Annotated in this window: 26 protein-coding genes; 2 read left to right on the top strand and 24 right to left on the bottom strand. The window is 68.4% G+C overall.

The window, feature by feature from the left end; genetic code table 11:
• Nucleotides 1–9: 9 nt before the first annotated feature.
• The 14 genes from sppA to ACFPJ1_RS14175 all read right to left on the bottom strand — a co-directional run bounded on the left by sppA (nt 10) and on the right by ACFPJ1_RS14175 (nt 12,331).
• The gene (gene sppA, locus ACFPJ1_RS14240; protein WP_380104083.1) at nt 10–1,668 is read right to left on the bottom strand and encodes a signal peptide peptidase SppA; all 1,659 of its coding nucleotides are present in this window, start codon (nt 1,666–1,668) and stop codon (nt 10–12) included.
• Between the two features lie 39 nt (nt 1,669–1,707).
• On the bottom strand, nt 1,708–2,139 hold the full coding sequence (locus ACFPJ1_RS14235) for a DUF2550 domain-containing protein (protein WP_380104082.1): 432 nt from the start codon (nt 2,137–2,139) through the stop codon (nt 1,708–1,710).
• 92 nt (nt 2,140–2,231) lie between these two features.
• Complete coding sequence (locus ACFPJ1_RS14230; RefSeq protein WP_380104081.1) at nt 2,232–2,636, bottom strand: F0F1 ATP synthase subunit epsilon; 405 nt, start codon at nt 2,634–2,636, stop codon at nt 2,232–2,234.
• A complete protein-coding gene (gene atpD / locus ACFPJ1_RS14225; protein WP_380104080.1) occupies nt 2,636–4,090 on the bottom strand; it encodes a F0F1 ATP synthase subunit beta in 1,455 nt (484 codons plus the stop codon). Before atpD ends, ACFPJ1_RS14230 begins: the two co-directional genes overlap by 1 nt.
• 5 nt (nt 4,091–4,095) lie before the next feature.
• A complete protein-coding gene (locus ACFPJ1_RS14220; RefSeq protein WP_380104079.1) occupies nt 4,096–5,007 on the bottom strand; it encodes a F0F1 ATP synthase subunit gamma in 912 nt (303 codons plus the stop codon).
• Between the two features lie 7 nt (nt 5,008–5,014).
• Nucleotides 5,015–6,652, bottom strand: a complete 1,638-nt coding sequence (atpA, locus tag ACFPJ1_RS14215; protein WP_380104078.1) for a F0F1 ATP synthase subunit alpha — start codon at nt 6,650–6,652, stop codon at nt 5,015–5,017.
• Between the two features lie 90 nt (nt 6,653–6,742).
• Nucleotides 6,743–7,540 (bottom strand): F0F1 ATP synthase subunit delta, encoded by a 798-nt coding sequence (locus ACFPJ1_RS14210; protein WP_380104077.1) that lies wholly within the window; start codon nt 7,538–7,540, stop codon nt 6,743–6,745.
• Nucleotides 7,540–8,106, bottom strand: a complete 567-nt coding sequence (locus tag ACFPJ1_RS14205; protein WP_380104076.1) for a F0F1 ATP synthase subunit B — start codon at nt 8,104–8,106, stop codon at nt 7,540–7,542. Before ACFPJ1_RS14205 ends, ACFPJ1_RS14210 begins: the two co-directional genes overlap by 1 nt.
• A 31-nt stretch (nt 8,107–8,137) precedes the next feature.
• Complete coding sequence (atpE, locus tag ACFPJ1_RS14200; RefSeq protein ID WP_132190977.1) at nt 8,138–8,362, bottom strand: ATP synthase F0 subunit C; 225 nt, start codon at nt 8,360–8,362, stop codon at nt 8,138–8,140.
• Nucleotides 8,363–8,435: 73 nt separating this feature from the next.
• The gene (gene atpB / locus ACFPJ1_RS14195) at nt 8,436–9,218 is read right to left on the bottom strand and encodes a F0F1 ATP synthase subunit A (protein ID WP_380104075.1); all 783 of its coding nucleotides are present in this window, start codon (nt 9,216–9,218) and stop codon (nt 8,436–8,438) included.
• Nucleotides 9,219–9,315: 97 nt separating this feature from the next.
• Nucleotides 9,316–9,528 (bottom strand): hypothetical protein, encoded by a 213-nt coding sequence (locus ACFPJ1_RS14190; protein ID WP_380104074.1) that lies wholly within the window; start codon nt 9,526–9,528, stop codon nt 9,316–9,318.
• A 126-nt stretch (nt 9,529–9,654) separates the two neighbouring features.
• Nucleotides 9,655–10,119: a hypothetical protein gene (locus ACFPJ1_RS14185; RefSeq protein WP_380104073.1), complete on the bottom strand. Its 465-nt coding sequence runs from the start codon at nt 10,117–10,119 to the stop codon at nt 9,655–9,657.
• A 194-nt stretch (nt 10,120–10,313) separates the two neighbouring features.
• Nucleotides 10,314–11,432, bottom strand: coding sequence for a glycosyltransferase family 4 protein (locus ACFPJ1_RS14180; protein WP_132190981.1), 1,119 nt, complete (start codon nt 11,430–11,432; stop codon nt 10,314–10,316).
• The gene (locus ACFPJ1_RS14175; protein WP_380104072.1) at nt 11,432–12,331 is read right to left on the bottom strand and encodes an L-threonylcarbamoyladenylate synthase; all 900 of its coding nucleotides are present in this window, start codon (nt 12,329–12,331) and stop codon (nt 11,432–11,434) included. The genes ACFPJ1_RS14180 and ACFPJ1_RS14175 overlap by 1 nt, the downstream gene beginning before the upstream one ends.
• 121 nt (nt 12,332–12,452) lie before the next feature.
• Between ACFPJ1_RS14175 and ACFPJ1_RS14170 the strand changes: the two genes are divergently transcribed.
• Complete coding sequence (locus ACFPJ1_RS14170; RefSeq protein WP_380104071.1) at nt 12,453–13,469, top strand: adenosine deaminase; 1,017 nt, start codon at nt 12,453–12,455, stop codon at nt 13,467–13,469.
• A gap of 107 nt (nt 13,470–13,576) precedes the next feature.
• Nucleotides 13,577–14,536 carry a hypothetical protein gene (locus tag ACFPJ1_RS14165; RefSeq protein ID WP_380104070.1) on the top strand — a complete coding sequence of 320 codons (960 nt, stop codon included), beginning with the start codon at nt 13,577–13,579 and terminating at the stop codon, nt 14,534–14,536.
• 176 nt (nt 14,537–14,712) lie between these two features.
• Here ACFPJ1_RS14165 and prmC read toward each other — a convergent pair whose 3' ends face one another.
• The 10 genes from prmC to ACFPJ1_RS14115 form a co-directional block, all read right to left on the bottom strand.
• Nucleotides 14,713–15,546: a peptide chain release factor N(5)-glutamine methyltransferase gene (gene prmC, locus ACFPJ1_RS14160; RefSeq protein ID WP_380104069.1), complete on the bottom strand. Its 834-nt coding sequence runs from the start codon at nt 15,544–15,546 to the stop codon at nt 14,713–14,715.
• Nucleotides 15,543–16,619: a peptide chain release factor 1 gene (prfA, locus tag ACFPJ1_RS14155; RefSeq protein WP_380104068.1), complete on the bottom strand. Its 1,077-nt coding sequence runs from the start codon at nt 16,617–16,619 to the stop codon at nt 15,543–15,545. The genes prmC and prfA overlap by 4 nt, the downstream gene beginning before the upstream one ends.
• A 110-nt stretch (nt 16,620–16,729) precedes the next feature.
• The gene (rpmE, locus tag ACFPJ1_RS14150; protein WP_132190984.1) at nt 16,730–16,936 is read right to left on the bottom strand and encodes a 50S ribosomal protein L31; all 207 of its coding nucleotides are present in this window, start codon (nt 16,934–16,936) and stop codon (nt 16,730–16,732) included.
• A 272-nt stretch (nt 16,937–17,208) separates the two neighbouring features.
• Nucleotides 17,209–19,383, bottom strand: a complete 2,175-nt coding sequence (gene rho / locus ACFPJ1_RS14145) for a transcription termination factor Rho (RefSeq protein ID WP_380104067.1) — start codon at nt 19,381–19,383, stop codon at nt 17,209–17,211.
• A 337-nt stretch (nt 19,384–19,720) separates the two neighbouring features.
• A complete protein-coding gene (gene thrB / locus ACFPJ1_RS14140) occupies nt 19,721–20,608 on the bottom strand; it encodes a homoserine kinase (protein ID WP_380104066.1) in 888 nt (295 codons plus the stop codon).
• A gap of 1 nt (nt 20,609) precedes the next feature.
• Entirely contained in the window at nt 20,610–21,686 is a 1,077-nt protein-coding gene (thrC, locus tag ACFPJ1_RS14135; RefSeq protein WP_380104065.1) for a threonine synthase, read from the bottom strand.
• 5 nt (nt 21,687–21,691) lie between these two features.
• Nucleotides 21,692–23,014 carry a homoserine dehydrogenase gene (locus tag ACFPJ1_RS14130; RefSeq protein WP_380104064.1) on the bottom strand — a complete coding sequence of 441 codons (1,323 nt, stop codon included), beginning with the start codon at nt 23,012–23,014 and terminating at the stop codon, nt 21,692–21,694.
• On the bottom strand, nt 23,011–24,414 hold the full coding sequence (lysA, locus tag ACFPJ1_RS14125; protein ID WP_380104063.1) for a diaminopimelate decarboxylase: 1,404 nt from the start codon (nt 24,412–24,414) through the stop codon (nt 23,011–23,013). The genes ACFPJ1_RS14130 and lysA overlap by 4 nt, the downstream gene beginning before the upstream one ends.
• Nucleotides 24,411–26,069: an arginine--tRNA ligase gene (gene argS / locus ACFPJ1_RS14120; RefSeq protein WP_380104062.1), complete on the bottom strand. Its 1,659-nt coding sequence runs from the start codon at nt 26,067–26,069 to the stop codon at nt 24,411–24,413. Before argS ends, lysA begins: the two co-directional genes overlap by 4 nt.
• A gap of 136 nt (nt 26,070–26,205) precedes the next feature.
• Nucleotides 26,206–26,739, bottom strand: a complete 534-nt coding sequence (locus tag ACFPJ1_RS14115; protein WP_380104061.1) for a hypothetical protein — start codon at nt 26,737–26,739, stop codon at nt 26,206–26,208.
• Between the last annotated feature and the right edge of the window lie 5 nt (nt 26,740–26,744).

The following is a 26,744-nucleotide window of genomic DNA, read 5'->3' as shown; positions in this document are numbered from 1 at the left end:
ACCTGCGGTCTAGGTGAGACGCCAGTTCAGCGGCATGGTCAGTACTCCGGTGGGCGGGAGGCCGAGCGCGGCGTAGATCGCACTGGTGAGGCCGTCCGCGGTCCAGGCCTTGGATGTGGCGGCCAGGTCCTCGGTGGATTCCGGCGGGCGAAGGCGATCCAGCAGGGAACGGTGTGGTGCCGCGGTGAGGGCGATCTCGTCGCGGTCGAGGCCCGCTCGCTGGCAGGCGAGCTGGATCGCTCGCTCCAAGCCGCCGAGCTCATCGACCAACTTGCGCTCGTGGGCGTCGGCGCCGGTCCAGACACGGCCGCGGGCCAGCGGCTCCAGCTCGGACTCGGGCATCCCCCGGTCCTGGGCGGCCTTGGCGACGAAGTCCGCGTAGATACGGTCCAGTGTCTCCTCGAGCCGCTCCCACTGCGCCGGGGAGAACTCCTCCTGGGCCGAGTACATCCGCGCGTTCTCGCCCTGCGACACCGCCTCCTGCGAGATGCCGATCCGGCCCAGCGCGTCGCGGACGACACCCTTGCCCGACAGCACGCCGATGGAGCCGGTGATCGTCCCCGGCTGGGCGACGATCACGTCCGCCGGCATGGCCACGAAGTACCCGCCTGAGGCGGCGACGCTGCCCATTGAGGCGATCACTGGCCGGCCGGTGGCTCGTAGGCGTAGTACCTCGTGGCGGATGGCGTCGGAGGCCACATACGAACCGCCCGGGCTGTCGACCCGCAGTACAACGGCTTTGACCTTCTCGTCGTCGGCTACAGCGCGTAATGCCGCGCCAATGGTGTCCGAGCCCGAGCCGGAACCACCCATCGGGCCACCACCGGAGTTGCGGCCGACAGTGATGCCTCCGCTGACCCGCACGACGGCTACAACGGGCTTCTGCGGCCACGGGAGGTTCTCACGCACATCGGCGAGAGTGCGGGGGCCGCGGCGGTGGTAGCGCTCCACCAGCAGCGGTGTGGTCTCCCCCAGGCTCTTCTCCAAAGCGTCGTACACGTCGGACCGGTAGCCCAACTGGTCGACCAGACCGGCCTCACGCCCGGCTTCAGCGGACAGCGGTGCGCTGTCGACGATCTCCCGCACCCTCGCGGTATCCAGGCGACGCCGCACGGCGATGCCCTCGACGATCTGCTCGAAGGCCGACTCGGCCAGGCGGGTCGCCATCTCCTTGGCGGGCCCGGTCATCTCCTTCTCGGTGAAGGTGTCGACGGCGGTCTTGTACTCACGCCGCTTGCCGAACTGCGGGATCACCCCGGCCTTGTCCAGCGCCCCCCGGATGAAGATGGCCTGCACGGAGACACCGGTGACGCCGAGCTCCCCCGACGGCTGGACCCAGATCTCGTCGAACGCGGTGGCCAGGTAGTACGGCACGGTCCCGCCGCCGACCTCGCCGAACGACTCGGTCCAGGCGACCGCGGTCTTCCCGGACGCGCGGAAGTCCGCCACCGCCTCCCGGAGGTCCTGCACCTGCGCCAACGACAACGCCGGCCCGCCCAGGTGCGCCACCACCCCGCGCACGTTCTCGTCGCGGGACGCCTTCCGCAGCCCCGCGACCAACTCCCGCAGGGTCGGCAGGTGCCGCATCCGGAACGCAGCCACCGGCGATCCCGGCGGCGTCTCCAGCACACCCCGAGTCAGATCCAACTCCAGCAAGATGCCCGTCATACACCGACCCTAGACAAGCCGGGCAAAGAGCGCAGGCGGCTAGGTGTAGGTCTCCGTGTTGGGTGGGGCGGATTCCATCCAGGCCAGCACGCCGGTGAGGGCTTCTTCGGTCATGGCGAAGTGGACAGTACTGTCGCGCAGGTCGGCGTCGACTATCACGTGGCCGGCGTAGGTGACCAAGGGCTCGTTGCCCATCGGACGGCGGGTGGTGACGCCTCGGAGCTGGCGGCGGTTGACGGTGAGTTTCGGCCACCAGGCAAGGCTGAAGACGCGAAACCACTGGAGATCGTCACCGACATAGCGGGCCAGGCCCAGGGCCCAGCCGCGACCGTGGTCCTTCTGGGCGAGTTGGAGGCTGCAATCGAACGTGCCGCCGTCCCTGGACAACCAGCGACGACGGCACGCGAAAGCAACGATCAGCAGTAGGGCGGCAAGCAGACAGACCCCGACCACATCGAGGACTGTCCTCATATTTTGCCGACCTCATTCCTGGTGCCCTCGATGAGTTGGCACCAACCCCGAACCGTACTGACTGTGACGATATTCAATTATTACAGGCAGGGTCAGGACGCCTTCTCGGCGGCCCTCACCCTGGCCTCGGCGAGCCGGACCTGCTCCTGCTCGTCCTCCGAGTCGGTCCCGGTGGACTGTGCCTGCTCGAGCGCGCGCTTGGCCTCTTCCAGGTCGATGTCGCGTCCCATCTCGGCGTTCTCGGCCAGGATCGAGACCCGGTCGTTCGCCACCGAGATGAAGCCGTCCGGCGCGGCGGCGACGAAGTACTCGTCGTCGATGGTCCGCACCTGGACAGTACCGCCCTGCAGCAGACCCAGCAGCGGGGCATGGCCCGGGAGGATACCGACGTCACCGTCGGTGGTGCGGGCGATGACGATCTTCGCCTGCCCCTCCCAGACCGTCCGCTCCGCCGCGACCAGCGCGACCTCGAGGTGCTTGCCGCTGTCGTCGGCCATCAGAGTTCCTTCTGGAGCTCAGCCCAACGCCGCTCGACGTCGTCCAGGTTGCCGACGTTGAAGAACGCCTGCTCGGCGATGTGGTCGCACTCACCCTCGGTGATCTTCTTGAACGACTCGATGGTGTCCTTCAGCGGCACCGTCGAACCCGGGGTGTTGGTGAACTTCTCCGCCATGTAGGTGTTCTGCGACAGGAACTGCTCGATCCGGCGCGCCCGGGCGACGGTGATCTTGTCCTCTTCGGACAGCTCGTCGACACCCAGGATGGCGATGATGTCCTGCAGTTCCTTGTTCTTCTGCAGGATCTGCTTGACCCGGACGGCCACGTCGTAGTGCTCCTGGCCGATGTACTGCGGGTCGAGGATCCGCGACGTCGAGGACAGCGGATCGACGGCCGGGTACAGACCACGCGAGGCGATGTCACGCGACAGCTCGGTGGTCGCGTCGAGGTGCGCGAAGGTGGTGGCCGGCGCCGGGTCGGTGTAGTCGTCGGCGGGCACGTAGATCGCCTGCATCGAGGTGATCGAGTGACCCCGGGTCGACGTGATCCGCTCCTGCAGCACGCCCATCTCGTCGGCCAGGTTCGGCTGGTAACCCACCGCGGACGGCATCCGGCCGAGCAGCGTGGAGACCTCGGAACCGGCCTGGGTGAACCGGAAGATGTTGTCGATGAAGAGCAGCACGTCCTGCTCCTTCACGTCGCGGAAATACTCCGCCATCGTCAGGGCCGACAGCGCGACGCGGAGACGCGTGCCCGGCGGCTCGTCCATCTGACCGAAGACCAGCGCGGTGTCCTTGAAGACGCCCGCGTCCTCCATCTCGTGGATCAGGTCGTTGCCCTCACGGGTGCGCTCACCGACCCCGGCGAACACCGAGGTGCCACCGAAGTTGTGGGCGATCCGGTAGATCATCTCCTGGATCATCACGGTCTTGCCGACGCCCGCACCGCCGAACAGGCCGATCTTGCCGCCCTGGACGTACGGGGTGAGCAGGTCCAGCACCTTGATGCCGGTCTCCAGCATCTCGGTCTTGGACTCGAGCTGGTCGAAGGCCGGCGCCTTGCGGTGGATCGGCCAGCGCTCGGTGATCTCGAACTCGGACTCGTCCTGGTTCAGGCACTTGCCGGTCACGGACCACACGCGGCCCTTGGTGACGTCGCCGACCGGCACGGAGATGGCCGAACCGGTGTCGCGCACCTCGGTACCGCGGACCAGGCCGTCGGTGGGCTTCATCGAGATGGCCCGGACGATGTTGTCGCCGACGTGCAGCGCCACCTCGAGGGTGATCGTCTGGGTGTTGTCGCCCAGGGTGATGTCCACCTCGAGCGCGTTGTACATCTCCGGCATCGCGTCCGCGGGGAACTCGATGTCGACGACCGGGCCGATCACCCGGGCGACGCGGCCAACGGCACCAGCCGCGCCGCTGTTGTCTTTCTCGGTAACCGTGGCAGTCATCTCTCTCACTCGCTCCCGGCGGACGCATCGGCCAGCGCACCCGCGCCACCGACGATCTCGCTGATTTCTTGGGTAATTTGGGCCTGACGCGCCTGGTTGGCCTCACGCGTCAGTCGCTCGATCAGGTCCTGCGCGTTGTCCGTCGCCGACTTCATCGCCCGCTGCCGGCTCGCCAGCTCGGAGGCCGCCGCCTGCAGCATGCAGTAGTGGATCCGGCTGGCGACGTACTTCGGCAGCAGTCCGTCGAGCACGTCCTCCGCGGACGGCTCGAACTCGTACAGCGGCAGGACGTCGTCCGGCTCCGGGGCCTCCTCACCCTCGACAACCTCCAACGGCAGCAGCCGGATGACGTCCGGGCGCTGCGTCAGCATCGACACGAACCGGGTGAAGACGATGTGGATCTCGTCCACGCCGCCCTCCTCGGCCGGGGTCAGGAAGGCCTCGATCAGGGCGTCGGCGATCTCCCGGGCCCGGGTGAACGACGGCGCGTCGGAGTCGCCGCTCCACGACTGCGCGACCTCGCGCTGCCGGAAGTGGTAGTAGGCGATCCCCTTGCGGCCGCTCAGGAACGGCACGATCTCCTTCTCGTCCTCGCGGAGCAGCTGGTTCAGCCGCTCACCCTCGCGGATGACCGAGGAGGAGTAGGCACCGGCCTGGCCGCGGTCCGAGGTGATCAGCAGCACCGCGGCGCGCTTCGGGTTCGGGTTCTCGGTGGTCAGCGGGTGGTCGACGTTCGAGAACGTCGCCACCGCCGACACGGCACGGGTGAGCTCACGCGCGTACGGACCTGCCGCCTGGGCGCGTTGCTGCGCCTTGACGATCCGGGACGCCGCGATGAGCTCCATCGCGCGGGTGAGCTTCTTGATCGTCGAGACCGAGGCCCGGCGCTCGCGAAGCTGCCGCAGAGTAGCTGGCATGGGTTGATCAGCCCCGCTTCTGCCGGACGATCTGCTCCTGCTCGACGTCCTCTTCGTCCATCGCCTCAGTCTCCTCCCGGCCGACCAGCAGCTCGCCGCCGGAGGTCTGGAAGGTGGGCTTGAAGTTGTCCAGCGCCGTGATCACGGCCGCCTGGGCGTCGTCGTCGAACAGGCTGGTCTCGCGGATGCCGTCGAGCACGTTGGACTCCCGGCGCAGGTAGTCCAGGAACTCGCGCTCGAACCGCAGTACGTCCTCGACCGGGACGTCGTCGAACTTGCCCGTCGTACCGGACCAGATGGAGACGACCTGCTCCTCCACCGGGTACGGCGAGTACTGCGGCTGGCGGAGCAGCTCCACCAGGCGCTGACCACGGTCCAGCTGGCGGCGGGAGGTGGCGTCGAGGTCGGAGGCGAACATCGCGAACGCCTCCATCGAGCGGAACTGCGCCAGGTCCAGCTTCAGCGAGCCGGAGACCTTCTTCATCGCCTTGACCTGGGCGGCGCCGCCGACCCGGGACACCGAGATACCGACGTCGATGGCGGGGCGGATGTTGGCGTTGAACAGGTCCGACTGCAGGAAGATCTGGCCGTCGGTGATGGAGATGACGTTGGTCGGGATGAAGGCCGAGACGTCGTTCGCCTTGGTCTCGATCACCGGCAGACCCGTCATCGAGCCGGCGCCGAGCTCGTCGCTCAGCTTCGCGCAGCGCTCGAGCAGCCGGCTGTGCAGGTAGAAGACGTCCCCCGGGTACGCCTCACGGCCCGGCGGGCGGCGCAGCAGCAGCGACATCGAGCGGTAGGCCTCGGCCTGCTTGGTCAGGTCGTCGAACACGATCAGGACGTGCTTGCCCTGGTACATCCAGTGCTGGCCGATGGCCGAGCCGGTGTACGGCGCGACGTACTTGAAGCCGGCCGGGTCGGACGCCGGGGAGGCCACGATGGTGGTGTACGCCATCGCGCCGGCCTCTTCGAGCGCGCCGCGCACCGAGGCGATCGTCGAGCCCTTCTGGCCGATCGCGACGTAGATGCAGCGGACCTGCTTGTCCGGGTCGCCGGACTCCCAGTTGGCCTTCTGGTTGATGATCGTGTCGACCGCGATCGCCGTCTTGCCGGTCTTGCGGTCGCCGATGATCAGCTGACGCTGACCGCGGCCGATCGGGATCATGCCGTCGATCGCCTTGATACCGGTCTGCAGCGGCTCGCGGACCTCCTGGCGGTCCATCACGCCGGCGGCCTGCAGTTCCAGCGCGCGGCTGCCCTCGAGGTCCTTGATCTCACCCAGACCGTCGATCGGGTGACCCATCGGGTTGACGACGCGACCCAGGTAGCCCTCACCGACCTGCACGGACAGGACCTCGCCGGTCCGGCGGACCTGCTGGCCCTCCTCGATGCCGTCGAACTCACCGAGGACGACGACGCCGATGTCGCGGACGTCGAGGTTCAACGCGATGCCCTGGGTGCCGTCCTCGAACTCGAGCAGCTCGTTCGTCATCGCCGAGGGCAGTCCCTCGACGTGCGCGATGCCGTCACCTGCGTCGACAACGGTGCCGACCTCTTCACGGGTCGCCGTCTCCGGTTCGTAGTCGGAGACGAAGCGATCCAGGGCGTCCCGGATTTCCTCCGGCCTGATCGTGAGCTCCGCCATTATCTTCCGTCCCTGCTTCCTTGACCTAGCTGGCCTGTGTCTTGGCCCTAGAGGTTTGCTGACCGCTAGCGCCGCAATATGTCGTTAGGGTCAGCCCGCGATGCGCCGTTGCGCCTCGTCGAGCCGGGCCGCGATGGTTCCGTCGATCACTTCGTCGCCGATGTCCACCCGGACGCCGCCGACGACCTTGGGGTCGACGATCACGTTCAGCTGGATCTGTCGACCGTACTGCCGGCCGAGCGCCTCGGCGAGCCGCTGGCGTTCGCCTTCGGTCAGATCGACCGCCACCCGCACGGTGGCGATGCTGGCGTTGCGCCGGGCCGCGGCCGCGACCTGGTAGGACCGCATCGACGTCGCGAAGTGCCGGCCGCGGCCGTCCACTGCCCGCTCGGCGAGCCGCACGGTGACGGAATCCGCCTTGCCCTGCAGTAGACCGTGGAGCAGTTCCTGCCGTGCCGCGACCGGGATGTTGCGGTCACTCAGCTTGTCGCTGAGAGCCCGCTCGGCCGAGATCACCCGGTCGAGGCGGAACAACTCGTCCTCCACGTCGTCCAGCTTGCCCTGCGAGTCGGCGTACACGATGTCGGCATCGACGCTCAGCTCGTCGAGCGCGTTGCCGAGGTCACGGGCGCTGACCCAGCGGCCGCTCACCGAGGCGGTCAGGATCTCCAGCGCCTGAGCGGAGATCTTGCCACCGAACAACTGCTGAACCAGCCCGGTACGCGCCGGCACCGGACGGGCCGGGTCGGTCAGCGCACGCCGCAGCGAGCCGTTCCCGTCCAGCAGCTTGGCGATCGAGAACAACTCGGTGCCGAGGCCCTCGGTGACGGTGACACCCGCCAGGGCCTCCTGGGCCCGGGCGAGTGACTCCTTCGATCCGCCGCGCATCAGCCGTCCGTTCCCACAGCCTGGCGGGCGGACTCCGACGACTCCAGGTCCGCCAGGAAGCGCTCGACGGTGCGACGCTGACGCGCCTCTTCCTCGAGCGACTCACCGACGATCCGGCTGGCCAGCGTGGTCGCCATGGTGCCGACCTCACGACGCAGCGAGGCGACGGCCTGGGTCCGCTCGGCGTCGATCTGGGTGCGGGCGTGGGTCACGATGCGATCAGCCTCGGTGCTCGCCTGCTCGCGCATCTCCGCGATGATGAGCGCACCCTGCTCGCGCGCGTCCTCGCGGATCTTCGCCGCCTCCTGCCGGGCCTCGCCAAGCTGCGCGTTGTACTTGTCCAGCGCCGCCTTCGCCTCGGCCTGGGCCCGCTTGGCCGCGTCCATTCCGCCTTCGATCGCCGCGGTCCGGTCGGCGTAAGCCTTCTCGAACCTGGGGACGACGAACTTGGCGAAGGCGATGGCCAGGAGGATCAGGAAGACGAAGCCGAAGATGATCTCCGCGGTGTGGGGCAGCAGCGGGTTCGGGCCCTCGGCCTCGGTCAACGGAAGAACTAACGTCAACATGTCTGGATCCTGTCAGTCGAAAGGGGGGCGATCAGGTGCGGAAGACGAAGGCGAGCGCGATACCGATGATCGCCAGCACCTCGGTCACGCCGAAGCCAATCCACGCGATCGACTGCAGCTTGCTCTGCGCCTCGGGCTGACGCGCGGTGCCGCTGATGACGGCCGCGAAGATCAGACCGACACCGACGCCCGGGCCGATCGCGGCGAGGCCGTAACCGAGGACGGCGATGTTGCCGGAGAGCTCGAGAGCGTTCATTGCAGTGTGTTCCTTTCGGTACGGATAGGGACTATCCGGGTTTCCGTTGGTACGGGTCTGTGGATGGTGCGGATCAGTGTTCGTCGGCGAGCGCGCCGCCGATGTACTGCGCGGTCAGCACGACGAAGATGTAGGCCTGGATGCACTGGACGAACAGCTCCAGTCCGGCGATCGCGAGGCCCATCAGCAAGGTGAGGACGCCGACGCCGCTGAGCGCGATGCCGCCGGCGTGCAGCAGCAGGTACTCACCGCCGAGCACGAACACCAGCACCAGGATGTGACCGGCGAACATGTTCGCGAACAGCCGCAGGCTCAGCGAGATCGGCCGGACCACGATGTTCGAGATGAACTCGATCGGGATCATCAGCGGCAGCAGCCAGAGCGGCACACCGGCCGGCATCGTCTGCAACTTGAGGTAGCCGAGGATCCCGTGCTTGCGGATGCCGACCCCGTTGTAGATGACCCAGCTCAGGATGGCCGCGGAGTACGCCCAGCCGATGTGGCTGAAGGTCGGGAACTGGACCAGCGGGATCGTCGCGGCGACGTTGTTCAGCAGGATGAAGAAGAACAGGCCGCACAGGTACGGCACGTACTTCATGTACTCCTGGCTGCCGATCGCGTCGCGGGCGATCGAGTTCCGGACGAAGTTGTACCCGAGCTCGCCGGCGAACTGCAGCTTGCTGGGCACGATCGCGGACTTCCGGGACGCCCCGTAGAAGAACCAGACGATCAGGACCACCGACAGGCCGGCCACCAGGACCGGCTTGGTGAACCAATCGACGCCCGGGATGATGGGCGGCAGCTGGAAGTCCTCTGGACCGGGTGGGTTGAACTCGGTCGAAACGCCGGCGATCACCGGGTCTCCTCTCGCGTCGTGCTCAAGTCGTTCGCCATAGGGCTAAGGGCAGGGCGGCTCAGGGCAAGGCGGTCAACTACGTCAGACCCGGTAGGGCTCAGGACCGTCCGTACCGGAAGTGCAACAGCAAGATGGTGAGGCCGGCACCGAGGACGATGCCCACCGGAAGCAAGAACTGGGTGCCCAGCCAGCGGTCCAGACCGAACCCGATCCCCCCATAGATGAGGATTCCGCCGATCAAGTAGGACAGGACCCGCCAGCCATCGCCGGAAGTGTTCGGCGTCGGCTTCGGATCCTCGTGCTGGCTCATTGGCACCCGAAAGGTACCAGTCGGTGACACGCCGGGTCATATCGGCCCGAGCGGGGTGTTCAGTGCCGTTCGCCACACCCTTGATCACGACTGGGAAACGGCTATCCGAGGCGTCACGGACGGTGATCATCGGTTCACCTCGTGGTCGAGGTCGTAGATCGGAATGCGCAGTCGCGACCAGGCCCAGATCTCGCCTGCCATCCAGCCCATCACGACCACCATCGCGCTGATTCCCAACGCGGTCAGGTTGACGTTCTCGGCCAGGCTGTCGGAGCTCAGAGCCAGGGCGAGCAGGCCGCCGAAGATCGCGATCCGGCCGGTGTAGGAAGCCATCGCGACCGCGAGTTGCACGGTCGGGCTGGTCCGGCGGAACAGGTGCAGCGCGAGCAAACCCGCGCCGGAGAAGATGATCACCATCAGCAGACCCAGCACCGCACCCCACAGGCCCTCGATGCCGGCGGCCACGGTCGCCACGGCTACGGCGTTCACGCCGACGACCACCGCGGCGACAAGTGCGCCGCGCAACATCGCCAGCGCCGGGTGCCGAGTGGCCTGGCCGGCTTCGTTCTGGCTGACTACTTGGGGAGCCATCCGGTCGTTCCGTCCTGCTGGCGACCGGGATTGTTGCCCTCGGTCGTCGGGTGGGCGGGGTCAGGGGTGAAGCTGTACTTCGCTGGTGCTTGTGAAAACTAGCACAAAGTCTTCGCAGTCAGCAAAACGAGCACCCTGCCGCTGTACACGAACACCCTATCGGTAGCCCACGTCACTCACTGGTCTGGTCCCCCTCAGACCTTGGCGAGGGGTTTCGCGGTACGGCGTGGGAGGCCGGTGGTGAGGAAGATGGCGGTGATCGTGACGGCCAGCACGAGGAGGGCCGTCCACCAGTACAGGACCAGACCGAGGACCACCACACCGAAGGCGATCAACGCGGTCCACAGGTACATCAGGAGCACCGCGCGCCGGTGCGAGTGCCCACGCTGCATCAACCGGTGGTGCAGGTGGAGCTTGTCCGCCGCGAACGGCGACCGGCCCGCCTTGGTACGCCGTACGTAGGCCATCGTCAGGTCCAGCGCGGGGATGGCGAGTACGGCGATCGGCAGGATCAGCGGGAGCAGGGCGGGCAGCAGGCTCGACCCGCCGACCTCGTACGGGACCGCGTTCGGGTCCATCTGGCCGGTCAGGCTGATCGTCGACGCGGCCAGCATCAACCCGATCAGCAACGCGCCGGAATCCCCCATGAACACCCTGGCGGGGAAGAAGTTGTGCGGCAGGAACCCCAGACAAGCACCGGCCAGCGCGACCGTGATCAGCGTGGAGGTGGTCGCGCGGTCGAGGTTCTGCTCGACGTTCAGCAGGTACGAGTAGGTGAAGAACGCGCCCGCGCCGATCGCGGTGACACCGGCGGCGAGACCGTCCAGGCCGTCGACGAAGTTCACCGCGTTGGTCGAGACGAGCAGGATGCCGGCCGTGAGGACGGCGAGCTGCGCGGGCGGCGGCGAGAAGATGCCGCCGGGCAGCGGGAGCCAGTACAGCTGGATGCCCTGCACGACCATCACACCGACCGCGAGGACCTGGCCGGCGAGCTTGGTGATCGCGTCGAGCTCGTACAGGTCGTCGACGACGCCGACGGCGCAGATGACCACGCCGCCGATCAGGATCGCCCGGGCGTCGTGGGCGACCTGCAGGCTGTCGCCGAGGAAGGGCAGGCTGGAGGCGACCGCGAAACCGGCGATCAGGCCGCCGAGGATCGAGACGCCACCGAAGTACGGGATCGGGATCTTGTGCACGTCGCGGGCGCGGACCTTCGCGACGGCGCCGTACCGCAGTGCGATCTGCCGGGCCACGCCGGTCAGCAGGAAGGTCGTGGCCATCGCCACGAACAGGACCAGCAGGTACTCGCGCACTAGTCCGCAGGCCTCACATCGGTCTTCTCGTCCACAGGCTTCACTTCGGCCGGCTTCTCGTCGTCCAGCGGCTTCTCGTCCACCGGCTTCTCGTCGGCCGGCTTCTCGTCCACCGGCTTCTCGTCGGCGGTGGGCAGGTCGTCTACCGGCTTGTCCTCGGCGGGCTCGTTGTCCGTCGTCTCCAGCTTGGACGCCTCGGGCTGCGGTTCGGTTGGCTCGTCCTCGGTGTCGGGCTTCTCGTCCGGCTCGAGGTCGGTGGTCGCCTCGGGGACGATCTCGCGGATCTGCGCCATCGACAGGGCGCCGATGCGGACCACGTGCGGCACGTCGCCGGTCAGGTCGACGATCGTGGACGGCTCGCCGCCGGTGACGGCTCCCCCATCGAGGAAGACCGCGACCGAGTCGAGCAACTGCGCCTCGGCGTCGTACACGTCCAGCGCCGCCGGCTGACCGCTCAGGTTGGCCGAGCTGACCGCCAGCGGGCCCGTGCGGGACAGCAGTTCGCGGGTGTTCTCGTGATCCGGCACCCGGAGCGCGACGGTCCCCTGGGTGTCCCCCAGGTCCCACATCAGCGACGTCTGCGCGTGGCAGATCACCGTCAGCGGTCCGGGCCAGAACGCCTCGCACAGCTTCCGGCCCGCTTCCGGCACGTCGGTGGCGAGCGCGTCCAGCGACTCGACCACCGAGATCAGCACAGGCGGGGGCATGTCCCGGCCGCGACCCTTCGCGTCCAGCAGCCGCTGCACCGCGTCGGCCTTGAAGGCGTCGGCAGCGATCCCGTACACGGTGTCCGTCGGCAGGACCACCAGGTCGCCGGCCTCGATGGCATCCACGGCCGCACGGTAGGCCGGTGCCAGCTCGTCACCGGTGAAGTCAAAGCGCTCGCTCACGCAGTGCATCGTGCCACCCGCGGGGCCCCGCACTCCAGCCGGGCTGTCCACAGGCCCACGGAACAGACTCCTGACAAATGATTGTCAGCTTCCGCGCCGCCCGGCCGGAGTGCTGCATAAGATCCCGGCCATGACTTTGTCGCGGGAGTTCCTGACCGGTTTGCCGAAGGCCGAACTGCATGTCCACCACGTCGGATCGGCGTCGCCGCGGATCGTGGCCGAGCTGGCCGCGCGACACCCCGACTCCCCCGTTCCGGCCGACGCGGCCGCGCTGGCGGAGTACTTCACCTTCACCGACTTCGCGAAGTTCATCGACGTCTACCTGACCGTGGTCGACCTGGTCAGCACGCCCGACGACGTACGGCTGCTGACCTTTGAGATCGCCCGTGAGATGGCCGCGCAGAACATCCGGTACTCCGAGCTCACGGTCACGCCGTACACGTCGGTCCAGCGGGGAATCGCGCCCGAGGCGTTCTGCGAGGCGATCGAGGACGCCCGGACCGCGGCGGAGAAGGAACTCGGCGTGACGTTGCGCTGGATCTTCGACATCCCCGGCGAGAGCGGGATCCCCGCGGCGATCGAGACCACCCGGATCGCGACCGAGATCCGCCCCGACGGCCTGGTCGCCTTCGGACTCGGCGGCCCGGAGATCGGCGTACCGCGGCCGCAGTTCGCGCCGTACTTCGATGCCGCGCGGGCCGTTGGTCTGCACAGCGTGCCGCACGCGGGCGAGACCACCGGGCCCGAGACGATCTGGGACGCGGTGCGAGTGCTGAAGGCGGAGCGCATCGGCCACGGCACGTCCGCGATGCAGGACCCGGCACTGGTCGACTACCTGGGCGAGCACCGGATCCCGCTGGAGGTCAGCCCGACGTCGAACCTCGCCACCCGCGCGGTCGCGTCGTACGAGGAGCACCCGCTGCGGGCGATGGTCGAGGCGGGGCTGGTCGTCACGATCAACTCCGACGACCCGCCGATGTTCGGGACCGACCTGGTCAACGAGTACGCCGTCGCCGCCGGCCTGCTGGACCTCGACGAAGCCGGCGCGGCCGAGCTCGCCCGGACGGCCGTGCGGGTGTCCTTCGCCGAGGACTCGGTGAAGACCGCGCTGCTCACCGAGATCGACGACTACCTGGCCCAGAGCTGACGGCCCGCAGTACCGAGGTCTGACGGTCTGGGGCACCGGCGGATCAGGGGCGGCTGGCTGACACGCCTTGATGTGGCTTGATTGGCGCAGCGTGGTTCCCTGGTCCGATGGTCGTTCCGAGCAAGGCTCCAGTCGCCACCGCAGCCGTGTTGATGCTGCTGGCAGCGCTGACCAGCTGCAGCGACGTGCCGGCGCCCACACCGCCGGCTCCAGCCGCCCAGCCAACGCCGACGCCGAAGCCGTCCACCACTCCAACTCCTGCGGCGGCCGCTGACGGCGAACTCCCCCGCGGCGGCCGGCGAATCTTCCCGAAGTACCAACTGGTCGGGTACGTCGGCCTGCCCGGTTCGCCCGCGCTCGGCCAGCTCGACAGCAACCTCGAAGCGAAGGCGGCCCGGCTCGAGAAGCTGTCGAAGTCCTACGCCGCCGGCCGAACCCCGCAGCCGGTGATGGAACTCATCGCCGTGGTCGCGAACGGCCACCCCGGCCCCGACGGCAAGTACCGCACCCGCACCTCGGACGCCGACATCCAGAACTACCTGACGGTCGCTCGCAAACACCGCATGTTGCTGCTCCTCGACGTCCAGCCCGGCCGCGCCAAGATCGTGGACGAGGTGAAACGCCTGGAACGCTGGCTCGACGAACCCGACGTAGGCCTCGCCTTCGACCCCGAATGGGCAGTAGGCCCCACCCAGGTCCCCGGCCGAGTCTTCGGCCACACCACCGGCACCGAACTGAACACCATCGCCGCCTACCTCTCCACCCTGGTGACGAAGAACAAGCTCCCCGAGAAGGTCTTCGTCTTCCACCAACTCTCGGTCCGGATCCTCACGAACGGACGCGCCCTCAAACCCCACCCCGGCGTAGTCACCATCAAATCCGTAGACGGCATCGGCCACCGAGTCGACAAAGAAACCACCTGGCGCAAACTAACCCCCACCCTCCCCCCAGGCACCCACGCCGGCTTCAAACTCTTCTACCAGGAGGACACCCGCCAAGGCCCCCTGATGACCCCCGCCCAAGTCCTCTCCCTAAAACCCCGCCCCGAATTCGTCGTCTACGAGTAGTCGTCCAGGCGAGAGCGCGAGGCGCGCGTCAGCGAAGGCTTTCGCTGGCAGGTTGTCCGCCGGCTGGCGGCTAGCAAGGCGCCAGCCGGCGAACAGCCCGTCAGCGGGCGGCCGACAGCACACTGTGGGGCGGGAGGTTGGTGTGCGCTCTCCCGGACGCCGGCCGGGGGCGGGAGTCAGATTCGGCGGCCGGTGGTGAAGCGGGGGCGGCCGGATAGGTCTTGTTGGTCTCGGATTTCGGTGAAGAGGGTTGTGGAGGTGAAGACGGCGGGGGCTGATTCGCCCTGGACGTCGGCGTGTTCGCAGCCGAACCAGCCGCCAGGCTTCAGCAAACGCCCCGCAGTCGCTGCCACGACCTTGATCTCATCCAACCCGTCATCCCCCGACCACAAAGCCAGCGCCGGGTCATGATCGCGGACCTCCGCTGTCACCGATTCCCAAGCAGTCAAAGGGATGTACGGCGGATTCGAGATCACCGCGTCCACCATCCCATTCAACTCCGGCAGACACCCGTCGATATCCCCCTCATGCAGCGTCGCCCCCGTCCCCGCCAAATTCCGGCGAGCCCAGACACAAGCCTCCGGCGACAACTCAACCGCATGCACCGTGCTATCCGGCCGCTCAGTAGCAACCGCACCAGCAATAGCCCCAGAACCACTGCAAAGATCCACCACCAGCGGCGCCTCAACCCCAACCAACCGGTCGAGAATCCACCCCACGAGCACCTCAGTCTCAGGCCGCGGCACGAACACCCCCGGCCCAACAGCAAGCTCCCGATACCGAAACGCCGCAGTACCAGTCAGATGCTGCAACGGCTCCCGCTGCGCCCGCCGACCCACCAGTACTGCGTACTGCGCCTCCTGCTCGGCTGTCGGCTCAACAAGCGCAAGCTGAAGCCGGCTGCTACCTGTCACGTGCGCAAGCAGCTCAGCCGCGTCATAGTCGGGCGACGCCACTCCAGCCTCGGCCAACCGAGCCGTAGCCTCCGCCAGCAAGGTGCGAGTACTCACTGCGAGTCGACAGCCTCGAGACGTGCCGCCAGATCAGCCTCGGTGAGCGCCTGGATTACCGGCGCCAGGTCCCCACCAAGCACCTGGTCCAGGTTGTGCGCCTTGTAGCCGACCCGGTGGTCCGAGAACCGGTTCTCCGGGAAGTTGTACGTGCGAACCCGCTCCGACCGGTCCACCGTCCGGATCTGCAGCCGGCGGGCGTCGGACGCCTCCTGGTCGGCGGCTTCCTGAGCAGCGGCGAGCAGCCGCGAGCGCAGTACGCGCATGGCCTGTTCGCGGTTCTGCAGCTGGGACTTCTCGTTCTGCATCGAGACGACGATCCCGGTCGGGATATGCGTGATCCGCACTGCCGAGTCGGTCGTGTTGACGCTCTGCCCGCCCGGCCCGGACGACCGGAACACGTCGATGCGCAGGTCGTTCGGGTCGATCTCGACGTCGACGTCCTCCGCCTCGGGCAGCACCAGCACGCCGGCCGCCGAGGTGTGGATCCGCCCCTGCGACTCCGTCACCGGCACCCGCTGCACCCGGTGCACGCCGCCCTCGAACTTCAGCTTCGCGTACGGCGCTTCGCCCGGCTCGGGAGTCCCCTTGGCCTTCACGGCGACGGTGATCGACTTGTAGCCACCGAGATCCGACTCCGCCGAATCCAGTACTTCGGTCTTCCAGTTCTGCGACTCGGCGTACTTCAGGTACATCTTCAGCAGGTCACCCGCGAACAGCGCGGACTCGTCGCCACCCTCGCCGGCCTTGATCTCGAGGATCGCGTCCTTGTCGTCGCTCGGGTCGCGCGGCACCAGCAGAACCTGCAGCTTCTCGGCAAGCTCCTCGCGCCGATGCTCGAGCTTGGTGGCCTCCTCCGCGAAGGACGGGTCCTCGTGCGCGAGCTCGCGGGCCGCCTCGATGTCGTCGGCGGTCTGCAACCACTCGTCATAGGTCCGGACCACCGGCGCCAGCGCGGCGTACCGCTTGCCGACCTTGCGCGCGTTGCCCTGGTCGGAATGCAGCTCCGGATCCGCCAGCCGGCGTTCCAGCTTGGCGTACTCCGCCTTCAGCGTCTGCACCGCCTCGAACATGCCCCGCACCCTCTCTCTGACCTTGCGACTCGTGAACCAGTGAACCCGGACAACGCAACGGCGCCGGTCCCCGAACCCGTGAGGGATCGTGGACCGGCGCCGGAAAGTCGCTACTTCTTGGCGTACCGCTTCTCGAACCGGGCGACCCGGCCACCGGTGTCAAGGATCTTCTGCTTGCCGGTGTAGAACGGGTGGCACTGGGAGCAGACGTCGGCGTGGATCACGCCGTTCTCCGCGGTCGAGTGCGTCTCGAACGTCGCGCCACAGGTGCAGGTCACCTTGGTCGCCACGTAGTTCGGGTGGATGTCGCTCTTCATGGATCTCCTCGAGTCAAGGCGGCCCGGGTCGCCCGCACGTCACGAACGTGAACCGGAACCAACAGACGATTCTGCCATGGGCCGGCCCAGACTGACGAATCCGGGGTACCGCGGGGGCTGTGGTTGGCGCACGTAGGTCCGGTTGCAATGGATCAACCCTCACGGGGTGGCTCATCGCAGGCGCAGGTGCAGGTAGATGCCCGACGTACAGGAACAGGAAACGGTCCGCCCGGAGAAACCCGGGCGGACCGTTTCTACTACTAAAAGCTGCCTCAGTTGCCGTCGTCGGTGTTGCGGCCGCCGCCGGTGCTGGGGGTGGTTTTGTTGACCTGGAGGAGGAACTCGATGTTCGACTTGCTCTCCTTGAGCTTGCCGATCAGGAGTTCCAGGGCCGCCTGGCCGTCGAGTGCGGACAGCACCCGGCGGAGCTTCCAGACGACCTGGGTCTCGTCCTTGCTCATCAGGAGTTCCTCGCGGCGGGTACCGGAGGCGACCACGTCGATGGCCGGGAAGATCCGGCGGTCGGCGAACTCGCGGCGGAGCCTCAGCTCCATGTTGCCGGTGCCCTTGAACTCCTCGAAGATGACCTCGTCCATCTTGGAGCCGGTCTCGATCAGCGCGGTGGCGAGGATGGTCAGCGAGCCGCCGTCCTCGATGTTGCGGGCCGCGCCGAAGAACCGCTTCGGCGGGTACAGCGCCGAGGAGTCGACACCACCGGACAGGATCCGGCCGCTGGCCGGTGCCGCGATGTTGTACGCCCGGCCCAGGCGGGTGATCGAGTCGAGCAGCACGACCACGTCGTGACCCAGCTCGACCAGGCGCTTGGCCCGCTCGATCGCCAGTTCCGCGACCGTGGTGTGGTCGTCGGCCGGCCGGTCGAAGGTGGAGGCGATGACCTCACCCTTGACCGTGCGCTGCATGTCGGTGACCTCTTCGGGCCGCTCGTCCACCAGCACGACCATCAGGTGTACTTCGGGGTTGTTCGTGGTGATCGCGTTCGCCAGCGCCTGCAGCACCATCGTCTTACCGGCCTTCGGCGGCGACACGATCAGGCCGCGCTGGCCCTTGCCGATCGGGCTGACGATGTCGACGATCCGGGTGGTGAGGATGTTCGGCTCGGTCTCCAGGCGGAGCCGCTCCGTCGCGTACAGCGGGGTCAGCTTGTTGAAGTCCTGACGCTGCTTGGCGACCTCGGGGTCCGACCCGTTGACGGTGTCGATCCGGACCAGCGGGTTGAACTTCTCCTTGCGCTCGCCATCCGACGGCTGCTTCACCGCGCCGGTGATCGCGTCACCCTTGCGCAGGCCGTAGCGCTTCACCATCGACAGCGCGACGTACACGTCGTTCGGGCCGGGCAGGTAGCCGCTGGTCCGGACGAAGGCGTAGTTGTCGAGCACGTCGAGGATGCCCGCGGCCGGGACCAGGACGTCGTCCTCGCTGATCGTCGGCTCCGGCTCGAAGCGCTCGCTGCGGCCGCGGTTGCGGCCACTGTCACGCCCGGTGTCGCGACCACCCGTGTCGCGGCCACCCCGGTCACGATCGCGGCCCCGGCGGCGACGGCGACGGCCGTCGCCCTCCTCGCCACGGTCGCTCTGCCGGTCCCGGTTGTCACCACGGCTGTCGCCGCGGTTGTCCCGGCCACCGTCGTTGCGCTGATCGGCCCGGCCGTCGTTGCGGTTCTGACCGTCGCGACCGTCGCGGTTCTGCCCGCCGTCGGTGCGGTCGCCGCGCTGGTTGTCCCGCTGACCGTCGCGGTTCTGAGCGCCATCGCGGTTCTGAGCGCCGTCGCGGTTCTGGCCGTCACGGCCGTCCCGGGTCTGGGCGCCGTCACGGTTGTCGCGGTTCTCGGTGCGCTGGTTGTCGCGGCCACGGTTGCGGTCGCGGTTCCCGTCGCCACGGTCGGCGCGGCTCTCGGCACCACGGTCGGAGCTCTGCTCTGAGGTCTGCTCTGAGGCCTGCTCGGCTGCCTTCTCCGGGACCTGGACGGTCTCGGACGGAGTGGAGCCGTTCTGCGCCGCCGGCGCTTCGATGGCCGGAGTGGTGGCGCCATTCTGCTCGGCGGCCCCGGTCTGTACGGCGGCCGCGCGGGTCCGGCGGCTGCCGGTGCGCTGCGGGGTGTCCTGAGCGGGAGCCTCGGCGCTCGGAGAGCGCACCTCAGGCTCCGCGGCCGCCTCGTCGAGCGTCGGCTGGCTCGAACGCGAGCGGGAACCGCCCGTCGAGCCGCCGCCCGTCTGGGCAGCCTTGATCGCCTCGATCAGCTGGCCCTTGCGCAGAGCGCCGGTGCCCTTGATGCCGAGCGTCCCGGCGAGCTGCTTGAGCTCGGGGAGCAGCATGCCCTCGAGGCCGCCTCCGGTCTTGCGGCGACGCGTCGCGGCGGTAGCCGTCGCGTCGGTGCCCGGGGCCGACGATGCGTCGGCTCCGTTGGAGGCTTCAACAGTTTCTGTCACGTGAGGTCCTTCCCACACGGATGGACGATGTCCAGAAGGCTCATCGCCCGGAATCATCTCCCGCGACCGACGAAACGGCGACGCGGGCATAAAGTGGCGGCTCTCGCTGAATCTGGGTTCCCCCGGAAATCTCCGGCGCAGGCGGCGCAAGTCCTTCACTGGGAGACGCCACGTACACCTGGGTGCCGGGAGCTAAGCCCGATTGCGGCGAGAGTTCGCCGATCACCTGGAGGGGATCGGGTGAGTCGAGACTAGCACCACTGAGGGTCGTTCTGGTGACTCGAGGGGTATAACGCGTGTTCCGAACCGATAATTCCTGGCTCACCCGATCTCCGCCTCAGACCGCTCCGGACCAGACCTGTACGCCGACTGGATCAATGCCCAGGTCATAGCGCGACCAGCCGTCCGGTGGCTCCGGCGCGGACGCCGCAGAGGTTCCACCTGGGCCGCCCAGCACGAGCACCGTCGGACCGGCTCCGCTGATGACCGCCGGCAGGCCACTCCCCCGCAATTTCTGGACAAGGGCGAGGCTCTCCGGCATGGCCGGCTCCCGGTACTCCTGGTGCAGCCGATCCTCCGTCGCCGTCATCAGCAGATCGGGCCGATTCGTCAACGCAGCCACGAGCAACGCCGCCTTCCCGGCGTTGGCCGCCGCGTCACCATGCGGTACTACGTCAGGCAGCAACCCGCGAGCCGCCTTCGTCAGAACTCGCGTCTGCGGCACATACGCCACGGCCGACAACCCTTCGACCGGCTCCAACCGCACAGCCCGCCCGGCATCCCCTTCGGTCCAGGCGATGGTGAAACCACCGAGCGCACTGGCCGCCACATTGTCCGGGTGTCCCTCGAGCTGATGGGCGAGCGACACCACCTGGTCTCGGTCGAGCGGCGTACCGGTCAAGCCGTAGGAGGCGGCCAAGCCTCCGACGATCGCTGCCGACGAAGATCCCAGGCCGCGGCCGTGCGGAATGCGGTTCTCGCAGCGCAGGGTGAACCCGGGCACCGCAGCGCCGAGCGACTCCAGCCCGGCGCGGATCGCGCGGACCACCAGATGGGACTCGTCCAGCGCCACCTCGCCCTCCCCTGGCCCGACAACCTCCACGGTGACGCCGGAACCACCCGGGGTCACCGTCAGTTCGTCGTACAAGGTCAGGGCGAGGCCGAAGGCGTCGAAGCCGGGGCCTAGGTTCGCGCTGGTCGCCGGGACGCGGACCCGGACGGTCATCTCAGGCCAGTCCCGCGACGCGCGCCACCGCGTCCGTGTCCGCCGGGGTCACGGGAGCCTCCACGGGAGGCGCATAGGCAAGGGCGGTGTCGATGTCCTTCAGGCCGTGACCTGTGACGGTGATCACCACGGTCAGGCCGCCATCGAGCCGACCGGCGGCCTTCGTCGCGAGCAGACCGGCCACGCCGGCAGCCGAGGCGGGCTCGACGAAGACCCCTTCACGAGCGGCGAGTTCGCGCTGCGCGGAGAGGATCTGGTCGTCCGAGACGGCCTCGATCCGGCCACCCGACTCGTCCCGGGCGGCTTCGGCCAGCGTCCACGAGGCAGGGTTGCCGACGCGGATCGCGGTGGCCGCCGTGTCGGGGTGCTCGACGATCGCACCGCGCACGATCGGCGCGGCGCCCTCGGCCTGGAAACCCCACATCTGCGGGGTTTTCGAGGAGATCTTGTCCTTCTTGTACTCCGAATAGCCCTTCCAGTACGCCGCGATGTTGCCGGCATTGCCGACCGGGAGCACGTGCAGATCCGGGGCGTCGCCGAGCGCGTCGCAGACCTCGAACGCCGCGGTCTTCTGGCCTTCCAGCCGGACCGGGTTCACCGAGTTCACCAGCGCGACCGGGTAGTGCTTGCCGAGCTCGCGCACGATCCGCAGGCAGTCGTCGAAGCCGCCGTCGATCGACACCAGTTGCGCGCCGTGCACGATCGCCTGCGCGAGCTTGCCCTTGGCGATCCGGCCGGCCGGGATCAGCACCAACGGCAACAAACCGGCCCGCACCGCGTACGCCGCGGCTGAGGCGGAGGTGTTCCCGGTGGAGGCGCAGACGACGGCCTTGTCACCGGCCTGCGCGGCCAGCGAGATCGCCACCGTCATGCCGCGGTCCTTGAACGAGCCGGTCGGGTTGTTGCCCTCGACCTTGAGCCAGACCTCGCAGTTGGTCTTCTCGCTCAGCCATTGCGCGGCCACCAGCGGCGTACCGCCCTCGCCGAGCGTGACCACCGGGGTGTCCGTCGAGACCGGCAACCGGTCGCGGTATTCCTCGATCACGCCTCGCCACTGGTGTGGCCGCTGGTTCGCCATTGCGATCAGTCTCCTTCAACCCGCATGACACTGCTGACTTCGCGGACGATGTCCATGTCGCGCAGGGCTTCCACGGTCGCGGACAACGCGGCGTCGGTGGCGGTGTGTGTGACCACGACGAGTTGTGCGTCACCACCCCTGCCCTCCTGGCGGACGGTCTGGATCGACACGTCGTGCTCCGCGAAGGCGTGGGCCACCGCCGCCAGCACACCGGCCTTGTCGGCCACGTCCAGCGACACGTGGTAGCGGGTCATGGTGGCACCCATCGGACGGGCTGCCCGCTGGGTGTACGACGACTCGCCGACCCCCGGCACACCCTTGAGCCGGTTGCGCGCGGCGGACACCAGATCCCCGAGGACAGCACTGGCCGTCGGGGCCCCGCCGGCACCACGACCATAGAACATCAGCTGGCCGGCCGCTTTGGATTCCACGAACACGGCGTTGTAGGCGTCCCGGACGGACGCTAGCGGATGACTCAGCGGGATCATCGCCGGGTAAACCCGGGCGCCGACCGAGTCGCTCGCCTCGTCCAGCTCGCAGATCGCCAGGAACTTCACCACGCAGCCCATTTCCCGGGCCGAGGCGATGTCCGTCGCGGACACCTCGGTGATGCCCTCGCGGTGCACGTCGGCGATGGAAACCCTGGTGTGGAAGGCCAGACTGGCCAGCAGCGCCGCCTTGGCCGCGGCGTCGAAGCCCTCGATGTCGGCCGTCGGATCGGCCTCGGCATACCCGAGGGCCTGGGCCTCCTCCAGCGCCTCGTCGAAGCCGGCGCCGGTGGAGTCCATCTTGTCGAGGATGTAGTTCGTGGTGCCGTTCACGATGCCCATCACACGGACCACGTCGTCACCGGCCAGCGACTCACGCAACGGCCGCAGGATCGGGATCGCACCGGCCACGGCGGCCTCGAAGTACAGGTCGCGCTCGTACTTCTCAGCGGCGGCGAAGAGCGTCGGGCCGTCCTCGGCGAGCAGGGCCTTGTTCGCGGTGATCACCGAGGCGCCGTTCTCCAGCGCGGTCAGGATCAGGCCGCGGGCGGGCTCGATGCCGCCGATCACCTCGATCACCAGGTCCAGGTCGCCGCGCGAGACGAGCGCCTGCGCGTCGGTGGTGATCAGCGCGGGGTCGACCGCGATGTCCCGGGTCCGGCCGGCCCGGCGGACCGCGATGCCCGCGATCTCCAGCGGCGCGCCGACCCGGGCGGCCAGGTCGTCGGCGCGCTCGGTGAGGATCCGGACCACCTCGGTGCCGACCACGCCGCACCCGAGCAGCGCCACCTTGAGCGGCTGCTTCTCTTCCACGAGCGGCTTGTCCGCGTTCTCGGTCATTCCGCCCCCATGTCCAGGCTGAGCATGTCGTCCTCGGTCTCACGGCGTACGACGACGCGCGTCCGACCGTCCTTGACCGCGATCACCGGTGGCCGCGGTACGTGGTTGTAGTTGCTCGCCATCGACCTGCAGTAGGCCCCGGTCCCCGGTACGGCGACCAGGTCGCCCGGGGCGACGTCGGCGGGCAGGAACTCGTCCTTCACCACGACGTCACCGGACTCGCAGTGCTTGCCGACCACCCGGGACAACGTGGGGCCCTCGTCGGAGTACCGGCTGGCGAGTGTGCAGGAGTAGTCCGCGTCGTACAGGGCGGTGCGGATGTTGTCGCTCATCCCGCCGTCGACGGACACGTAGGTGCGGGACTCGCCGAAGTCGAGCGCCACCTCCTTGGTGGTGCCGACGGTGTAGACCGTGCACACCGCCGGTCCGACGATCGCCCGCCCCGGCTCGATCGACAGCTTCGGCACCGCGAGGTCGAGCGCCTTGCACTCGTGCTCGACGATCTTGCCGAGCTCGGTGGCCAGCTGGGCCGGGTCGGACGGATCGTCCTGAGTGGTGTAGGCGATGCCGAATCCGCCGCCCAGGTCGAGCTCCGGCATGTCCACGCCGAGCTCGTCGGAAACCCTTGCGTGCAAGGCGATCAGCCGCCGGGCGGCCATCTCGAACCCGGACGAGTCGAAGATCTGCGAACCGATGTGGGAGTGCAGCCCGAGCAGCTCCAGCTCCGCCGTTTCGTTGATCCGGGCAACGGCATCGAACGCGTCGCCGGTGGTGATCGGGAAGCCGAACTTCTGGTCCTGGTGCGCGGTCGCGATGTAGGCGTGGGTGTGCGCCTCGATACCCGCGGTCACCCGGACCATCACCGGCGCCACCACGCCGCGCTCCGCGGCGAGCCGGGTCAGCCGCTCGATCTCGTGGAACGAGTCGACGATGATCCGCCCGACACCCGCGTCGAGTGCGCGAGCCAGCTCGGCCTCGGACTTGTTGTTGCCGTGGAACCCCAATCTCTTCGGATCCGCGCCGGCCCGGAGGGCGACAGCAAGCTCACCACCTGAGCAGATGTCGAGGTTGAGTCCCTCCTCCATCACCCAACGCACCACCGTCGTGCACAGGAACGCCTTGCCGCCGTAGTAGACGGCGAAGTCCTTGAAACCTTCGCGGAACGCGCGGGCCCGAGCCCTGAAGTCCGCTTCGTCGAGCAGGTAGGCCGGGGTGCCGTGCTCCGCAACCAGTTCGCGCACGTCGACGCCGCCCACTTCGAGCGCGCCGTCGGCGTTCTTGGTCGCGGTCGACGACCACAGTTGCGGGACGAGGTCGTTGACGTCCTCCGGAGGACGCAACCAGGACGGTCGGGGATACCCCGCCTCGGCCTGGCCGGTCCGCGCCTCGCGCGTCCTCACATCCGCTCCGGGGCGGAGACGCCGAGCAGGTCGAGCCCGTTGGCGAGAACCGTCCTGGTGGCGCCCACCAGGGTCAGGCGAGCCTTGTGCACCGGCTCGACCTCCTCGTCGCCGCGCGGCAGCACCCGGCAGCTGTCGTAGAACTTGTGGAACGCCGAGGCGGTGTCCTCGAGATACCGGGCGATCCGGTGCGGCTCGCGCAGCTCGGCCGCGGTGGCAACCACGCGCGGGAACTCGGCGAGCGCCCGGAGCAGGTCGCCCTCGCGCTCGTGGCTGAGCAGGCCGGGATCGAACTCGTCCAGCTTGATCCCCAGATCGTCCGCGTTGCGCAGGATCGAGGCGAGCCGGGCGTGCGCGTACTGCACGTAGTACACCGGGTTCTCGCTGACCTGCCGGGTCATCTCCTCGATGTCCAGCGTCAGCGGCGAGTCCACCGGGTAGCGGCACAGCGTGTACCGCAGCGGGTCGACGCCGCTCTCCTCGACCAGCTCGGCGAGCGTGACGATCGTGCCGGCCCGCTTCGACAGCTTCATCTCCTCGCCGTTCTTGAGGATCTTCACCAGCTGGCCGATCAGGATCTCGATGTTGTGCTCGGGGTCGTCACCCGCGCAGGCGGCGATCGCCTTCAGGCGGTTCACGTACCCGTGGTGGTCCGCGCCGAGCAGGTAGATCGCCACCTCGAAGCCGCGCTCACGCTTGTTCACGTAGTACGCGGCGTCGGAGGCGAAGTACGTCGGCTCGCCGTTGGACCGGATCAGCACCCGGTCCTTGTCGTCGGTGAAGTCGGTGGTGCGCATCCACAGGGCGTCGTCGGCCTCGTAGAGGTGGCCCTGCTCGCGGAGCTTCTCGATCGCGTGTCCGACCCCGTCCTGGTCGTGCAGGCTGCGCTCGGACGTCCAGACGTCGAACTTGGTCCGGAAGTGCTCGAGCTGGCTCTGCTGCTCCTTGAGCTGACGCTCGTACCCCGCCTCGCGGAACGCGACCAGCTGCTCGTCCTCCGGCAGCTTGGTGATGTCCGGCACCTCGGCGACGATCTGCTTCGCCAGGTCGTTGATGTACTCGCCGTGGTAGCCGTCCTCCGGGATCGGCTCGCCGTGCGCCGCGGCCTTCAGGGAGGCGCCGAACTTGTCCATCTGGGCACCGCGGTCGTTCACGTAGAACTCGCGGGTGACGACGGCGCCGGCCGCGTTCAGCACCCGGGCCAGCGCGTCGCCGACGGCCGCCCAGCGGGTATGGCCGAGGTGCAGCGGGCCGGTCGGGTTGGCGGAGATGAACTCGAGGTTGATCGCCTGGCCCTTGAGCGAGTCACTGCTGCCGTACTGCGGGCCGGCCTCCACGATCGAGGCGGCGATCTTGCCCTGGGCATCGGCGGCGACCCGGATGTTGATGAAGCCCGGTCCGGCGATCTCCACCGCCGTGATCGCCTCGTCGTCCGTCAGCCTGGCGGCGAGCAGTTCCGCGAACTGCCGCGGCGGCATGCCGGAGCGCTTGCCGAGCTGCATCGCCACGTTGGTCGCGTAGTCCCCGTGCTCGGGGTTCTTGGGTCGCTCGACCTTCAGCTCGCCCGGCAACCCGCCGTCGACAGTGATGGTGCCGTCGTCGACGAGCGCGGTCAGGGCCTGCAGGATCTTCTCAGCGAGCTGTTCCGGAGTCACCGGCCCAGCCTAATGGCCCCGGCGCCGAACCCTTGACTCAGTATCCACAGCCCGGTACGGCAGGCACCCAAGCGCAGGTCAGGCGGGGGGCAAGCGGAGGATGGCGCTCTGGCCGGAGACCAGCAGGTTCCTGCCATCAGCCGGTGGCTTCCACCTGGATCAGGCTCTCGCGGGAGAGTTTGGTGTCCCAGGGAGCCGGCCGGCCGTCGACCCGGACGGTGACCGACGAGCACGCCTCGCCCAGGCACTTGCCGTCGTACCGGACGCCCCAGAGCTCGAAGAACTGCTTCAGGGTCGGCCGCTCGGCCTTCGTCTTGGCCTCGACGTAGACGACACCGTCCGTGGCGTGCGTGTGGATCGCGGCCTGCTCGGCCCGGACCCGGTCGACGCCGATGCCCGCCGGGATCTGTACTCCGGCTCCGTCGACCGTGATCGCGACCTTCACCGTGTACGGCGCCGGGCCGCTGAAGTCGAGGGGCAACCGCTCGAAGCCGGCCTTGTCGATGTACGACACGGCGTCCCGCGGCGCGTCCCACGGCGGCGGACCGGACCTGATCTCCGCCTGCCCGGGCGGCGCCGGACCGACCTGGCAGCCGCTCACCACGGGCAGCAGGCCCACCGCGACGGCGGCCGCCAACGCGCTCGCCCGGCGCCGGGTACCCACTCTCATGGGGA

The sequence above is a fragment of the Kribbella qitaiheensis genome (assembly GCF_042657745.1).
GTDB classification, from domain to species: Bacteria; Actinomycetota; Actinomycetes; order Propionibacteriales; family Kribbellaceae; genus Kribbella; species Kribbella qitaiheensis.
Note: the sequence above shows the minus strand (reverse complement) of the source record. Positions and strands in the feature narration are given on the sequence as shown.